Below are 14428 nucleotides of genomic sequence, written 5' to 3'. Positions count from 1 at the left end.
ATACTTAAATATCTAAATCATGTACGTATGAGAGGGGGAAAGTTTTTGAATAAAGCTTTTAAAGCACTGGCCGATCCTACAAGGAGAAGAATTTTGGATTTATTAAAGAAACAAGACATGACAGCTGGTGAAATTGCGAAACACTTCGACATGTCAAAACCCAGTATTTCTCATCACCTTACCATATTGAAAAATACTGATCTGGTTCACGATGAGAGGAAGGGCCAATTTATTATGTATTCATTAAATACCACTGTATTACAGGATCTTATAGGCTGGTTCTTTTCTCTGACTGATTCAGAACATGATAATAAGAAAGGCGGGGAATCATGAAAAAATATCTCTTTTCGGCAGGAATCATTGTTTTAACTGTTTTCACATGGGTTTGCACTTATTCATCTTTACCGGACAATTTGGCGACACACTGGGGATTAAACGGAAGTGCAAATGATTACCAAACGAAAGCTGATGCGATGATGATGCTTATTGGCATCATGATTATTGTATATATTTTAATGGTTATCATCCCTAAGATTGATCCTAAAAATAACTACAAAACATTTATCCGGCCATATATGGCTATATTTAATACAATGTTTGCGGTTCTGTTTGTCATTAATCTGATGACCATCTTGACCGGCCTGGGATATGATCTCCCTATATCTTATTTAGGAAACTTTATAGTGGGAGTCATTTTCATGGTGTTTGGAAACTTCATTCAGATCGTGAAGCCTAATTTCTTTTTAGGGATAAGAACACCTTGGACGCTGAGCAGTGAAAGAGTTTGGAAGGATACACACAGGGTTAGTTCGAAAATTTTTGTCTTAGCGGGCATACTCATGATGCTTGCAGCCTTTTTGCCGCCGGTATATAGAGTGTCAGTCATTTTCATTGCGGCAATCGGCTGTATCATATTATCTTTACTATATTCTTACATTGTATATCAGAGACAATTAAATAAATAATTGTTGAACAGGAGCAATCTAATCGGATTGCTCCTATTTTGTCAGCGGGAAACGCAAAAAAATTTTGCGCTTGGCTGAAGTTTGCACGCAAACTGCCGGAATATTTTGCAGGAAAAGAAAGAATGCTGGCGAAACATCCCGTTTTTTCGGATTGGCACGGAACTTGCTTTATAAAAAGGGAAAGCAAGATCTAATGTTGAATGATTACAAAACAAGGGGGAATCAGATTATGTCAGCTTTCACAAAATCTCAAGAAATTATCAGCCAAACTTCACATTACGGCGCGAACAATTATCATCCTCTGCCGATTGTTATTTCCGAAGCGCAGGGTGTTTGGGTAAAAGACCCTGAAGGCAATCAATATATGGATATGCTGAGTGCTTATTCTGCGGTGAACCAGGGGCACAGACATCCTAAGATCATTCAGGCGCTGAAGGATCAGGCGGATAAAATCACTCTGACGTCACGCGCGTTCCATAACGATCAGCTCGGCCCGTTTTATGAGAAAACAGCCAAGCTGACCGGAAAAGATATGATTCTGCCGATGAATACGGGAGCGGAAGCCGTTGAATCCGCTGTCAAAGCGGCGAGACGCTGGGCATATGAGGTCAAAGGAGTAGCCGATAACCAGGCGGAAATCATTGCGTGTATCGGCAACTTCCACGGCAGAACGATGCTTGCGGTATCCCTTTCTTCAGAAGATGAGTATAAACGCGGTTTCGGACCTATGCTTCCGGGTATAAAATTAATTCCATACGGAGACGCGGAAGCGCTGCGCCGGGCGATCACGCCGAACACAGCCGCTTTCTTATTCGAACCGATTCAGGGAGAAGCGGGCATCGTCATTCCGCCGGAAGGATTTTTACAAGAGGCGGCCGCTATTTGTAAGGAAGAAAATGTGCTTCTGATCGCTGATGAAATTCAGACGGGACTCGGCCGCACAGGGAAAACATTCGCGGTTGACTGGGAAAATATCGTACCGGATATGTTCATCTTAGGCAAAGCGCTCGGCGGGGGTGTCTTCCCGATTTCGTGCATCGCGGCGAACCGTGACATTCTCGGCGTGTTTAACCCGGGTTCCCACGGCTCGACATTCGGCGGAAACCCGCTCGCTTGCGCGGTATCGCTCGCATCTCTTGAAGTCCTTGAGGAAGAAGGGCTGGCAGAGCGTTCCCTTCAGCTTGGCCGTTATTTTAAAGAAGAGCTTGAGAAAATTGATAACCCGATCATAAAAGACGTGCGCGGACGCGGCCTGTTTATCGGTGTTGAACTGACAGAAGCGGCCCGCCCGTACTGTGAAAAGCTGAAAGGCGAAGGGCTTTTATGCAAAGAAACACATGATACCGTGATCCGTTTTGCACCGCCGTTAATGATTTCCAAGGAAGACTTGGACTGGGCGATCCAAAAGATCACAAACGTGCTTCAAAACGCGTAAAACCTTGATGCGGCAATGCTTTCCCTCGGCTTGTATGGAATTTACAAATAAAAAATTCAGCACACTCTATTTGCGCGGAGACAGTATTTTAGTATAATGTATCTTTATGTACGAAAATGAATTTCATATAACATTCATATACAAATAGAGGCTCTTTGGACAGCAAATCGGTTTCAAAGCACCGGCTTGGTTCCAATACAAGTTGCTGAAGGGGTGCAGAATAGTGAATACAAATCAAAAAGAGAATCAGCTTCAGCGCACAATGAAATCGCGCCATTTGTTTATGATTTCATTAGGCGGAGTGATCGGCACCGGGTTTTTCCTGAGTACCGGATTTACAATTAACCAGGCGGGACCGCTGGGCGCGGTTCTGTCTTATCTGGTCGGCGGTTTTATTATGTTTTTGACAATGCTCTGCTTAGGCGAGCTTGCGGTTGCCCTTCCCGTATCAGGGTCGTTTCAGACGTACGCAACCAAATTCATCAGCCCCGCTTTCGGTTTCGCATTCGGCTGGCTGTACTGGCTCGGCTGGGCGGTGACATGCGCCATTGAGTTTTTATCTGCGGGACAATTGATGCTCCGCTGGTTTCCGCATGTTCCCGTATGGGTGTGGTGCCTCGTGTTTGTCGGACTGATGTTTCTTTTGAACGCGATTACCACAAAAGCGTTCGCTGAGTCGGAATTTTGGTTTTCCGGCATTAAAATTTTAGTCATTCTGCTGTTTATTATTTTGGGCGGTGCGGCCATGTTCGGCCTGATCGACATGAAACACGGCGAGCAGGCTCCTTTCTTCTCTCATTTTTATGAGGATGGATTGTTTCCGAACGGCATAAAGGCTATGCTTATTACGATGATTACCGTAAACTTCGCGTTCCAGGGAACGGAGCTGATCGGGGTTGCCGCGGGAGAAAGTGAAAATCCTGAGAAAACAATTCCGCGCTCTATCCGGCAGACGGTATGGAGAACGCTTGTCTTTTTCGTTCTTTCCATCATCGTCATTGCCGGCATGATTCCGTGGAAGCAGGCGGGAGTGGTCGAAAGCCCGTTTGTCGTGGTGTTTGAACAAATCGGTATTCCATATGCGGCCGATATTATGAACTTTGTTATCTTAATTGCGCTGCTCTCAGTGGCCAACTCAGGCCTGTTTGCATCGACGCGTATCCTATATGCCATGGCGAACGAAGGACAAGCCTTTAAATCACTCGGCAAAACAACTAAACGCGGCGTGCCGATGAACGCTCTGATCGTGACGCTGGCCGTCGCCTGCCTGTCCCTGCTGTCTAAAGTGGCAGCGCCGGAAACCGTTTATATGTTTCTCTTATCATTAGCCGGACTAAGCGCGCAGGTCGGCTGGATCACGATTTCCCTGTCACAGCTGATGTTCAGACGGAAATACATCCGCGAAGGCGGCAAAGTGGAAGACCTGAAGTTTAAAACACCGCTGTACCCGGTGCTGCCTATTATCGGGCTGACGTTAAATACGGTCGTTCTGATCAGTCTCGCATTTGATTCAGAACAGCGGCTCGCCCTTTATTGCGGCATCCCGTTCATGGCGGTGTGCGTTATCGTCTATCATCTGTATGTAAAAAAGCATAAGCAGTCAGAAAAACAGATAGAGCTTTAAATCTTTTCGTGTCCAAGTCATCTTTGAGAAACCCGCACAGGACAACATACAACATGTTGAGGTGGAAAAACGGATGAACAAGAATATCTCAGTTATTGGAATGCCGATGGATTTAGGACAAGCACGACGCGGAGTGGACATGGGCCCGAGCGCCATCCGCTACGCGCATCTCATTGAACGGTTATCTGACATGGGGTATGCGGTGGAAGACTTAGGCGACATCCCCGTCAATCGTGAAAAACTCAAACATGATGAAGAGCTGAAAAATTTGAACTCTGTGCTCTCGGGGAACGAGCAGCTCGCCCAAAAGGTGGACAGCGTCATTAAGAATGAGCGGTTCCCTCTCGTCTTGGGCGGCGATCACAGCATCGCGATCGGAACGCTGACAGGAACGGCAAAGCACTATAAACAGCTCGGCGTCATCTGGTACGACGCGCACGGCGACTTAAACACCCTGGAAACATCGCCGTCAGGCAATATTCACGGAATGCCGCTGGCCGTCAGCCTCGGCGTCGGGCACGACACGCTAGTGAATCTGGGCGGGTATGCCCCGAAAATCAAGCCGGAGAACGTCGTCATCATCGGCGCGAGATCGCTTGATGAAGGCGAGCGTGAATACATTAAGGAAACAGGCATGAAAGTCTATACGATGCATGAGATTGACCGCCTCGGCATGACAAAGGTCATTGAAGAAACCATTGACTACCTGTCAGACTGTGACGGCGTTCACCTCAGCCTTGATCTAGACGGCCTTGATCCGAGCGACGCACCCGGCGTAGGCACGCCTGTCGTCGGCGGCATCAGCTACCGTGAAAGCCATTTGGCAATGGAAATGCTGTATGATGCCGACATCATCACTTCAGCTGAATTTGTCGAAGTCAACCCGATCCTCGATCACAAAAACAAAACCGGCAAAACAGCGGTCGAGCTGGTAGAATCTTTGTTGGGAAAAAAACTATTATAAAATATGCGCCTCCGCACCTGCGGAGGTTTTTTTTGTTGCCACGAGGAAACTAGCGGGCTGCCACCCTCTTTTCGGACCTGTAAATATGATATATTTATTACACAAAATGGGAAAGGGAGGTGTCCTGACAGATGGCTGAAGTGATGGCCCACGAAACAGTTGCGAAAAAAATCAGTGACTGGTATGAGGAAATCAAAAAGCACAACACCGAATCGGCTGAGGCGTTAAGAGAACAACTGCTTACGGATCTGCAAAATATGACACAAAATCAAACGGTGCTCCTTTATTTTAATTTAATTGATTCCCGCTATAAGCTTTTAATGGAAGAGTATGAGAAAACAGACGGCATTTTAAAAACGATCCAGCTGAACGCCGATAAAGAAAAAACAGACCAGATGATTCAATACTATTATTATTTTTTTTCCGGAATGCACGAGTTTTACCGTAAACGGTTTATGAACGCCATTAATTTTTACCGGATTGCTGAAAGCAGGCTCCGGCACATACCGAATGAGATTGAAAGAGCCGAGTTTAATTATCAAGTGGCGATTGCCTACTATGAAATCCGCCAAAACTACTTTGCGATGAACCACACGGAAAAAGCGTTGGAGATCTACAAAGCCAATGAAATGTACGCGGTCAGAGAAGCACAGTGTTTAATGGTGATCGGCTGTAACAGAATGGACTTGTTTCACTATCAGAAAGCCGAAGAGCTCCTGCAGACAGCGGTTCATCAAGCCGCCAAAGCGGGCGATCCGCATATTGAAGCGCTCGCCCACTTTAACGCAGGCATTTGCTATGAAAGACAGGAAAAACTGGAAGAGGCGCGGGTCGAGTTTGAAACGGCTCTTGATCAAAAGGAGCATTTGCGATCAGCGTATTCGGTACGGAGTCTGTACATGCTGGCCAGAGTGTTATTGAAGCAGGAAAAGACGGATGAGGGCCGGTTTTGGCTGCATAAAGCGCTGAATGCCGCTGAAGAAAAAAACGAACCCGTATACACCCAAAAGCTGCGCATCTTACAGCATGTCTTTATTGACCACAATGAAGAAGCGCTTGAATCAGCTTTCGCCGAGTTAAGAAGGAAAGAGCTGTGGAGTGACGTTTCCGATTTGTCGTATCAGGCCGCGGCGCATTTTAAAAAACAGGAGAAATACAAACCGGCGGCGAAGTATTTTCAGGAATCAATTGATGCCAATGACCAAATTTTGAGATTAACGGAGGGGATTCGTAATGAAAACATGTAAATTCATTGTACTCTCAGCAGCCTTGGCAAGTCTCATTTCGATTGGATTATTTGCGCAAACTGGTTCAACGGCACAAGCCGAACAAATCATAAAACCGGCGGAAAACGGAGCCTTCGGATAATACTGCATGATATCGCTTTCGTGTAAGGAGTGATTCAATGGCTATCACGCTGCAGCCGATGACAGGACAAGAATTTCAGTCCTATCTCGCTCATTCAACCAAGCATTACGCTGAAGAAAAGGTAAAAGCGGGAACGTGGCTGCCTGACGAAGCGCCGGAATTAGCGGAACTGGCGTTTGAAGACCTGCTTCCTGACGGCTTGGAGACGGCCGATCACTATTTATGGACGCTGACATTGGACGGAAAGGAAAATGCCGGCTGGCTGTGGCTGCACGCCGATCCGGACAACCCGCAGCAGGACGCATTTATTTATGATTTCGGCCTTCATCCGCCTTTCCGCGGCAAAGGCTATGCAAAAGAGGCGCTCGCAAGGCTGGAGGACAAAGCCAAAGACCTGGGTGTCCGCAAGATTTCTCTCCATGTGTTCGCTCATAACGAAACGGCGCGGAAGCTGTATGAGAAGACGGGATTTCTGGAGACGGATGTCATCATGAGCAAAAAGCTGTCATGAAAAGAGGCCCGCACGATGGGCCTCTTTTGTTATTCATCTAACAATGTCATCATTTGTTCCGGATAACGCTCGCCGGCCGCCGTTCCGATCGGAAACATCTCATCCAACCGGGCCTTCACATCCTCCGGAAGCACAATGTCGAGAGCGGCGAGGTTCTCTTCCAAGTAGTGTTTCTTTTTTGTACCCGGAATCGGAATGAGGTCATCGCCGTTTGCGAGAACCCATGCGAGCGCAAGCTGAGGCGCGGTGATATTCATTTCCCGGGCAATGGCGGTAAGTTTTTGGACGAGCCCTATATTCACCGCCAAATTGTCTCCCTGGAATCTCGGCGTTCTTCTTCTGTAATCATCGGCATCCAGCTGATCTGTCGACGTCATCTTTCCGGAAAGAAAACCTCTGCCGAGCGGACTGTAAGGCACAAATGAGATGCCGAGCTCACGGCAGGCGGGCAGCACATGCTCCTCCGCTTCCCTGCTCCATAAAGAATATTCCGATTGAAGCGCGGCAATCGGGTGAATGCGGACGGCGCGCCTGATCGTTTCTGCGGAAGCCTCTGACAATCCGATATACCTCACTTTTCCTTCGTCAATCAGCTCCTTCATGGCGCCGACAGTTTCTTCAATCGGCACCCGCGGATCAACCCGGTGCAGATAATAAAGGTCGATATAATCCGTCCCAAGGCGTTTCAGACTGGCGTCACACGCTTTTTTCACATAATCGGGCCGTCCGTTAATTTCGATAAATTCACCCTTTTCGCTTCGGACATAACCGAATTTCGTCGCGAGGCACAGCTCCTTTCTGAATGGGGCAAGCGCTCTGCCGACAAGTTCTTCATTCGCACCCAATCCATATTGATCAGCCGTATCAAACAAATTCACGCCGAGATGAACGGCATGATGCAGTGTGGAAATCGACTCTTCCTCACTCTGGCTGCCATAGTATTCCGACATGCCCATGCACCCTAACCCCATTGCGGAAACCCGCATCGAACCGATCGTTCTGTCCTTCATATGTCCTCCCCCTTTCTTGTATGATAACCGGATTTCCTGATATTTGAAAATGTTTTATGCATAATTTTTACGTATTGTTATAAAATTTTTAAAAATCTGTAAATTGTATATTTTTTTATCGCAATTCCGTCATATAATACAAATGTGGAAAAATTATACTCAAAGAAAAGAGGCGAAGTCATGATGTGTAAAAAGCTGTTCAAAGCCGTCCTCCCGTTTGCCCTGTCATTCACCATGGTTCTGTCGTTCTCCGGTTTGAATGTAAAAGCGAAAGAAACAGAAATACCACGCTACGCAAAAGAAATCGCAGACCTTCAGCAGGGCACGACTCCTGAAGACGTTCTCCAATCCGCCAAAGAGCTTGCCAAACAGAAGCATGTTTCAACAGAAGCAATTCTCAAGCAGTTTCATCAAGAAATCACGGCAGATAAGGTGCAAGGAAATGTAATCGCTTCCAAAGACGGACTCTCTGCGATGGGCGGATCGTCAGGAACCAAAAAACTCCCGAAAAGCACAAAAGGCAATATTTATTACACGAACTCATACACGGCTTATTACAACCACGGGCATGTCGGCATGTATTCATCCGCTGATAAAATTGTCGAATCCGTGCCGGGAGACGGCGTCCGCCAGATTGCTTATAACGGCAGAGAAGTCGAAGACAATTCAATCGTCCAGACCGTGAAAGTTACCGATGCCCAAAAACAAGCCGCCGCTGACTGGGCTGTATCAAGAGTGGGTGATGAGTACTCCTTCAACTTCGTCAATAACAGAAATACGGGCCATGAAGGCGCCAAAAACTGCTCAAAACTGCTGTGGTCGGCATTCCTTTTAAAAGCGGGGATTGATATCGACTCTAACGGCGGCTTAGGCGTATACCCGCGCGACATCACAAGCTCGTCCTACACAACCACGATCCTGACCATTCACTAGGGAGAACAACGTGAAAAAAATCATCTGGATACCCTTAGTGATCATCGCCGCCGCAGCGGTCTTATGCTTCTTCTATTTCCCCACGGAAGATCCTGCGGAGGTTGCGAGAGACACATTAAATGACCCTGATTTTCTGAAAGATAAAGAGGCGCTGCTGTATTTCTCCACTGCGGCTGACCAAGACACGTTCGGCGGCGGAAAAAGCTACGCCCTCTTCGCCGATGAAAAAGGGCGGCTTTCTTCTTATCAAATGAAGGGGCTTGAGCTCGGATCGGCCAAAGTGCATGACGGCAGCGTGCTGCTGGAGGACAAAAAAGGAATCTACACCGTTCAGGACGGCCTTCACACGTATAAAAGAGCGTACCAGCATACGGGAGACAGCGCGGGATATATCGAACGGGCGAAAGGCTTTTACACGCTGTATAATTCGGGCTACGACAAGAGCGGCGGCAGCTACCGTTCAGAGCTGTACCGCCAGATAGACGGCAAGTGGAAGCAAGACGTCATCCCGCACTATATCCGCGCTTCAGGCTTTTATAAAGATCATCTTTTCGCGCTCACGCCGACAGATGACGAAAAAGGCTATCACGTCCAAGACATTCAGGCCGATAAAGAAAAGCTCCATACAACATCAATCGCGACGTGGACGTATAAAGAAGGCACGTCTGTCGAATCCCAGCTCGCCGCGGACGACAGCGCCGTCTGCTTTGTTACCAGAGGAGAAAAAGCCGATCACATCTATCAAATGGTGAAAGTCATGAAAAACAGCGGCGCCATCAAAACGTATGACATCGCCGCTTATAAAAATGACGAACAGACGATCTATGACTCCATGCCGTTCAGCTTCAAAAAAAGCTTTTTCATGGAGCATCGCAGCTTCTATTTCGTTGACGGCTTCGGAACCGTCTACTGCATCAACCCTGAGACCGGAAAAAGCAAAAAGGCCTTCACCCTCCCCGCATCAGGAATGAAGGCCGACTTCAAAGAACTGACCCATCAAAACGGAGAGCTGTATCTGTTCACGTACAGCTACAAAAAGCCCGCCAAAATCGAATCCTTCGACCTGAAAACGGGCAAAAAACTGAACGACCTGACCATCCCAAACTTAAAAAACATCGTCACGCCGAAAAGCCATCTCAAGCTGTATGATGTGCAGGTGATGGGTGGGTTTTAAAGAGTATGAACATTTGGGAAGAGCTTGCCGCTTTTGGTAAGCTTTTTATAATGAAACGTTACTGCGGGAAAGAAGGTGTTCATTTGAAATCATTCAGTATCTTCTTATTGTTGTCCGTCATTTGTATAACCATTGTTTTTGTCATAATGAATATGTTGATTGGATACCCTGATGTGAGTAACGGGGCATTGATTATGATTGTATATATCGTTGTGACCCTCATGATAAGGCTATATAGCAAGAAAAAGAAATAGAGGAATTTGAACCGTAAAAGCAGAAGACAGTCAGGTGAAGGAGGGAGCCGATGAAGAAAAAGCTTGCCGCGGTGACCGTAACCATTCTCCTGGTTTCCGTGATAACCAACTCTTTTCTAAACGGCGGAAAGCCGGACTGGATTAATGTATGCTGTACGCTGCTGGCGTGTCTATTAGGAATTCTGTTCGTCCTTCGCTTAGAAAAAAGAGAAAACACGTAAAGAGCCGGATGCTGAAAACACCGGCTCTTTTTGCGCGTGATTTGCCGAATTGTGGATAAAACTCAGCCCGAAGCACTACTAACATGTGTATAAATAGGTTATATTGAAAAGAGAACAATTGCCGCGCGCAAAAGAAAACCGGAGGATGTAACAATGAAAACCGCTTATTATTCTTGTGAAGAACATATCGAAACCGTGCTGGACATGTACATAGATGATCATGAGCTTCCGCCCGAAATCAGAAAAATCGAACATACTAACAGTTTATCCACAGCCTGTGAATTATGTGGGGACACTGCAACATATCTAGTAGGGAACGAATGATCCTACACAAAATACAGAAAAGATATCCACAATTGTGGACAATATATATGAATAACTTGTTTCTAAAGTGGGGATGACCTGTGAATATCAATATTGTGACCATCGGAAAACTAAAAGAAAAATACCTTAAGCAAGGCATTGAAGAATACAAAAAACGACTCTCAGCCTACGCAAAAATCGACATCATCGAACTCCCGGACGAAAAAGCTCCGGAAAACCTGAGCGACCAAGACATGAAAATCGTCAAAGACAAAGAAGGCGAACGCATCCTGGCCAAAATCAGCCCGGACACCCACGTCATCGCCCTCGCCATCGAAGGAAAAATGAAAACATCCGAAGAACTGGCCGATACAATAGATAAGCTGGCGACATATGGAAAAAGCAAAATCACCTTCGTCATCGGCGGCTCACTCGGCCTAAGCGACGCCGTCATGAAACGGGCAGACGACAAACTGTCATTTTCAAAGATGACGTTTCCTCATCAGCTCATGCGGCTGATTTTAGTGGAGCAGATTTACCGGGCGTTTCGGATTAACCGTGGGGAGCCTTATCATAAGTAGAGGTAGAAAATTTTGGATATAAGGCAGATATTTGCCACTACTAGCAGAGATAGAAGGTAGCGTTATGCCTTTTTTCTGTTTTTAGATATAGCATGTCTGATAAGTGTAATGTTTTAGAGATGTTGATATCTAAATTAAATTGAAGTTCAACTTTTAACTATGGCGTGAACATCCATTTGTACGTCCCACTATAATGTTTTTAACTAAAAGTTAAAGCAATTGCTTTTGTTTTCTCAATTTGAAGAACTGTAAAATTTCAATTTTAGTAAAAGTTTATGTAAGCAATTAAAAAGGAGGCCAATATTGGAAGAGTATGAAGTTCGTCAAAATACAAAAGACTATATTATGGACCATATAAATCAATATATAGAAGGTTACATATCTAAGTATAAGGATAATATTGGTTTTTTAGTATACTATCCACTTATATCAATTGAAATGTGTTTTCAGCAGGCCAGCCCTAATCATCAAAATGCTATTATAGACAGATATGCAATTAGTTGGTTTATTGGAAAGATATTTGAGAAGGGGATTAAGTTAGATTTAGAGCTTGAATATAGAGAGAATGAGTTTATTTATTTTAAAAATAATATCTCAAAAAAAATACTAGCATTATATAAAGATTTTTTGTTGTGTGATGAAATAATGGATATGAATTCTATAGCTAAAAGCCAGTTTGAACAATGTGGTCCAAATAAATATACATTTACTACTGCTAATATTGAAGGAGGTTTTCGAAAGGAATACATATACTATTATGGACTTGATAGTTCGAATTTCAATTTAGAAAGAGATATAAAAATGAAGCCTGCTAACAGATTGGTAGAGAAATATGCCTATTTTAACCCCAAATCATTTCAGAAAATAAAGAGATTACCAATAGACATTGATAGAGAAATTCTTGATTTATGTTGCAAATGCATAGGTGTGGATTTGGTTCATCTAGGCGGAAATGTTAAAAGTACAGTTATTAAAAATATAAATGAATTAAATTTAATAATTGGTTTTTATTATTATTGTAGTCTGGTTACAAAATATGCTTTTTCTATTGGAAAAGTTCTTAATAAAGTAACCTCCTTTGATACATTATTTTATTATGATGAAAAGTGGTTTATTAATAAGGTTTCTGAAAATACGGGCCTTTCGGTTGGAAAAGTTGAAAAATATTTAAATTATTTCTTATTTAACGGTAAAGGAAGTCTGCAAGAATTTCCAATAATCATTCATAAAGATAAAATATTATTTATTCCATCATCATGGATGTTAAATGACTTGCAATATAGTCTTGTTAATGGACATTATTATAAGAATGAAACATTTAGAAACCGTGATAAAACGATTTCTCATAGCGTTGTAGAGGCCATTATAAGCAAAGTTGAAAGTTTTGAAAACATTATATTCGGACAAGAATGCTATTATGAATTTTACAATAATACGACTAAAATAAACAGCGATGTTGATGTAACTTTATATGATAAAAATTCAAATACATTTATTGTGATTGAATGTAAATGGAAAGATAACCATTATGTATTTGCTGGAGAAGAAAACTATAAGAAGATTCACCAGTCATTAAATGAAATATATTCTGACCAGATAAATAAACATAAAGCATTTATTAATAATGAGAAAGAAAAGTTAAGCATAGTATTGGAAGATAAAGTTGAACCTGCTGAGATTGGTGATAATCCAGATATCCTTTACATAGCAGTAGATAAGAGAAGTCAACTTTTTATTGATAACCGAATGCTAGTTCCTTTAAATGGCTTATTGGTGTTATTTGAGATTTACTCTAATGATATTGTTCTTAATTTAGATAAAGTTGTTGAAAGTTTACGTCAACAGAAAACAGAGGCATCCTTCATTAATTTAGGATATTTTAAGGAGTTAAAAATTTCAGATAAGATCACATTAGTAACAGAAGATTTATATTCATTTTAAATTTATTATTGTGGGGTGATACTTAGCATATGAGAAAAATAAACGATTTCTCAATTAACGCTTTAAAGGAACAAGGATAAAGCCAAATTTCTTAACTTAATTTAGTACAATTGAAACAGTTAGAGAAGCGAAAAAGTGATCATATTTTTCCTGAATATATCGGTATAAATAAAACGCGAGCAGAATTTTCAAAAATTAATCAATCTTTTGAAGGGGATATATTAGTAGTTACAAAACTAGATCGCTTTCCTCGAAATACACAAGGTGCTCTTTTAGTCATTAACAATGTATTTGATCAGAATATAAACGCCCAAGTTTTGAATATGGAGATTAGTGAAAATCCCCTTGAAGGGGCAGGTTAATATTCTCTATTTTCTCAGCGTTTGCAAAGTTTGGGAGAGATATGATCGTAGAACGAACTCAAGAAGGAAAAATCTTGGCTAAGCAGAACCCCGAATTTCGGGAGTTAGCCCAAAGTTGTCAAAGTAGCAAATCAATCATACCTTATTGCTAATAAAATTATTTCGTATAAACAGCTGACAGAGATTTCAGTATCAACACTTGTTAGGACTAAAAAGAAATGTAAGGCAGAGAAATATTAGAATAAACAAGGATACTGAAGAACACTATTGGATAATATTAGAGTAGATGATGTTTCGACGAGCTTTATCTACGTACTAAAATCTTTGAGTACAGATCTACAAATTAGTTCTATTAAGCATTAATATAAGATTGGTTTTACAACGGGTTCAGTAGAAAATAGGATTAGGAACGCAGAAAATCAATCGACTATTCTCTATGCGCCTGTAGAAATTGTAACCACATATCAAGTTTTACAATATAAACGCAAGCAAATTTTGAAATAGCAATTCATCATGTTAGCCTATAAGATTTTGGACGTTTCTATTCTAGGAGTCAATGGAAAGATGTTAGTTCCTAAAGAGTGGTTTGTTTTCACACTTGAAGATTTGCAAGCTGTTATTGATGAAATTGTAATGACGGTTAATCCTTACAACTAGACGTCTATAGCTATACATCTATTAATGAGGGAATGATAACTTTTTAACTCATTATCCTAAACCACCGAGTTATTTTAAAGTGCTGTGTTTTAAGTTAACAAGGATTTCCTCCTTCACTCGATATT

Annotated in this window: 17 protein-coding genes and 1 pseudogene; 17 read left to right on the top strand and 1 reads right to left on the bottom strand. The window is 43.0% G+C overall.

Annotated features, from left to right (window positions below; all coding sequences use genetic code 11):
• Positions 1–45 precede the first annotated feature (45 nt).
• The 8 genes from ACWJJ5_RS04535 (at position 46) to ACWJJ5_RS04500 (ending at position 6867) form a co-directional block, all read left to right on the top strand.
• A complete protein-coding gene (locus ACWJJ5_RS04535; protein ID WP_058906481.1) occupies positions 46–333 on the top strand; it encodes an autorepressor SdpR family transcription factor in 288 nt (95 codons plus the stop codon).
• Positions 330–965, top strand: coding sequence for an SdpI family protein (locus tag ACWJJ5_RS04530; RefSeq protein WP_070082647.1), 636 nt, complete (start codon positions 330–332; stop codon positions 963–965). The genes ACWJJ5_RS04535 and ACWJJ5_RS04530 overlap by 4 nt, the downstream gene beginning before the upstream one ends.
• A gap of 229 nt (positions 966–1194) precedes the next feature.
• A complete protein-coding gene (locus ACWJJ5_RS04525; protein WP_004393130.1) occupies positions 1195–2400 on the top strand; it encodes an ornithine--oxo-acid transaminase in 1206 nt (401 codons plus the stop codon).
• A 223-nt stretch (positions 2401–2623) separates the two neighbouring features.
• The gene (locus ACWJJ5_RS04520) at positions 2624–4024 is read left to right on the top strand and encodes an amino acid permease (protein WP_004393132.1); all 1401 of its coding nucleotides are present in this window, start codon (positions 2624–2626) and stop codon (positions 4022–4024) included.
• A 73-nt stretch (positions 4025–4097) separates the two neighbouring features.
• Entirely contained in the window at positions 4098–4988 is an 891-nt protein-coding gene (gene rocF, locus ACWJJ5_RS04515; protein WP_058906479.1) for an arginase, read from the top strand.
• A gap of 131 nt (positions 4989–5119) precedes the next feature.
• Positions 5120–6235 carry a response regulator aspartate phosphatase gene (locus tag ACWJJ5_RS04510; RefSeq protein WP_454022233.1) on the top strand — a complete coding sequence of 372 codons (1116 nt, stop codon included), beginning with the start codon at positions 5120–5122 and terminating at the stop codon, positions 6233–6235.
• Positions 6222–6356 carry a hypothetical protein gene (locus ACWJJ5_RS04505; RefSeq protein WP_007407881.1) on the top strand — a complete coding sequence of 45 codons (135 nt, stop codon included), beginning with the start codon at positions 6222–6224 and terminating at the stop codon, positions 6354–6356. The genes ACWJJ5_RS04510 and ACWJJ5_RS04505 overlap by 14 nt, the downstream gene beginning before the upstream one ends.
• Before the next feature lie 37 nt (positions 6357–6393).
• Positions 6394–6867: a GNAT family N-acetyltransferase gene (locus ACWJJ5_RS04500; protein WP_017418509.1), complete on the top strand. Its 474-nt coding sequence runs from the start codon at positions 6394–6396 to the stop codon at positions 6865–6867.
• A gap of 29 nt (positions 6868–6896) precedes the next feature.
• Here the strand turns inward: ACWJJ5_RS04500 and ACWJJ5_RS04495 are convergent, their stop codons facing one another.
• On the bottom strand, positions 6897–7877 hold the full coding sequence (locus ACWJJ5_RS04495) for an aldo/keto reductase (RefSeq protein WP_017418510.1): 981 nt from the start codon (positions 7875–7877) through the stop codon (positions 6897–6899).
• A 183-nt stretch (positions 7878–8060) separates the two neighbouring features.
• On the opposite strand from ACWJJ5_RS04495, the gene ACWJJ5_RS04490 reads away from it, so the two are divergent.
• The 9 genes and pseudogenes from ACWJJ5_RS04490 to ACWJJ5_RS04450 all read left to right on the top strand — a co-directional run.
• On the top strand, positions 8061–8810 hold the full coding sequence (locus ACWJJ5_RS04490; protein WP_014306154.1) for a YiiX/YebB-like N1pC/P60 family cysteine hydrolase: 750 nt from the start codon (positions 8061–8063) through the stop codon (positions 8808–8810).
• Between the two features lie 10 nt (positions 8811–8820).
• Positions 8821–9984 carry a hypothetical protein gene (locus tag ACWJJ5_RS04485; RefSeq protein WP_414094071.1) on the top strand — a complete coding sequence of 388 codons (1164 nt, stop codon included), beginning with the start codon at positions 8821–8823 and terminating at the stop codon, positions 9982–9984.
• Positions 9985–10288: 304 nt separating this feature from the next.
• A complete protein-coding gene (locus tag ACWJJ5_RS04480) occupies positions 10289–10459 on the top strand; it encodes a hypothetical protein (RefSeq protein WP_166460961.1) in 171 nt (56 codons plus the stop codon).
• Positions 10460–10612: 153 nt separating this feature from the next.
• Positions 10613–10783 carry a CxxH/CxxC protein gene (locus tag ACWJJ5_RS04475; RefSeq protein WP_004393147.1) on the top strand — a complete coding sequence of 57 codons (171 nt, stop codon included), beginning with the start codon at positions 10613–10615 and terminating at the stop codon, positions 10781–10783.
• Positions 10784–10863: 80 nt separating this feature from the next.
• The gene (gene rlmH / locus ACWJJ5_RS04470) at positions 10864–11343 is read left to right on the top strand and encodes a 23S rRNA (pseudouridine(1915)-N(3))-methyltransferase RlmH (protein ID WP_013354196.1); all 480 of its coding nucleotides are present in this window, start codon (positions 10864–10866) and stop codon (positions 11341–11343) included.
• A gap of 303 nt (positions 11344–11646) precedes the next feature.
• The gene (locus ACWJJ5_RS04465; protein WP_454022232.1) at positions 11647–13284 is read left to right on the top strand and encodes a hypothetical protein; all 1638 of its coding nucleotides are present in this window, start codon (positions 11647–11649) and stop codon (positions 13282–13284) included.
• A 110-nt stretch (positions 13285–13394) separates the two neighbouring features.
• Positions 13395–13646 carry a hypothetical protein gene (locus ACWJJ5_RS04460; RefSeq protein WP_454022231.1) on the top strand — a complete coding sequence of 84 codons (252 nt, stop codon included), beginning with the start codon at positions 13395–13397 and terminating at the stop codon, positions 13644–13646.
• Positions 13646–13798 (top strand): hypothetical protein, encoded by a 153-nt coding sequence (locus ACWJJ5_RS04455; RefSeq protein ID WP_454022248.1) that lies wholly within the window; start codon positions 13646–13648, stop codon positions 13796–13798. The genes ACWJJ5_RS04460 and ACWJJ5_RS04455 overlap by 1 nt, the downstream gene beginning before the upstream one ends.
• Before the next feature lie 109 nt (positions 13799–13907).
• A pseudogene (locus ACWJJ5_RS04450) lies at positions 13908–14303 on the top strand (GIY-YIG nuclease family protein); the annotation flags it as partial.
• Positions 14304–14428 lie beyond the last annotated feature (125 nt).

The sequence above is a fragment of the Bacillus sp. JK74 genome, assembly GCF_053663395.1.
The sequence above is the reverse complement of the archived record's forward strand: the minus strand, read 5'-3'. Positions and strand labels throughout refer to the sequence as shown.

Bases quoted from the DNA above. Each gene is read 5' to 3' on its own strand.
- ACWJJ5_RS04495 (WP_017418510.1), bottom strand. From the start codon at position 7,877: ATGAAGGACAGAACGATCGGTTCGATGCGGGTTTCCGCAATGGGGTTA.
- ACWJJ5_RS04480 (WP_166460961.1), top strand. From the start codon at position 10,289: ATGAAGAAAAAGCTTGCCGCGGTGACCGTAACCATTCTCCTGGTTTCC.
- ACWJJ5_RS04505 (WP_007407881.1), top strand. From the start codon at position 6,222: ATGAAAACATGTAAATTCATTGTACTCTCAGCAGCCTTGGCAAGTCTC.
- ACWJJ5_RS04510 (WP_454022233.1), top strand. From the start codon at position 5,120: ATGGCTGAAGTGATGGCCCACGAAACAGTTGCGAAAAAAATCAGTGAC.
- ACWJJ5_RS04525 (WP_004393130.1), top strand. From the start codon at position 1,195: ATGTCAGCTTTCACAAAATCTCAAGAAATTATCAGCCAAACTTCACAT.
- ACWJJ5_RS04530 (WP_070082647.1), top strand. From the start codon at position 330: ATGAAAAAATATCTCTTTTCGGCAGGAATCATTGTTTTAACTGTTTTC.
- rocF (WP_058906479.1), top strand. From the start codon at position 4,098: ATGAACAAGAATATCTCAGTTATTGGAATGCCGATGGATTTAGGACAA.
- ACWJJ5_RS04490 (WP_014306154.1), top strand. From the start codon at position 8,061: ATGTGTAAAAAGCTGTTCAAAGCCGTCCTCCCGTTTGCCCTGTCATTC.
- ACWJJ5_RS04475 (WP_004393147.1), top strand. From the start codon at position 10,613: ATGAAAACCGCTTATTATTCTTGTGAAGAACATATCGAAACCGTGCTG.
- ACWJJ5_RS04500 (WP_017418509.1), top strand. From the start codon at position 6,394: ATGGCTATCACGCTGCAGCCGATGACAGGACAAGAATTTCAGTCCTAT.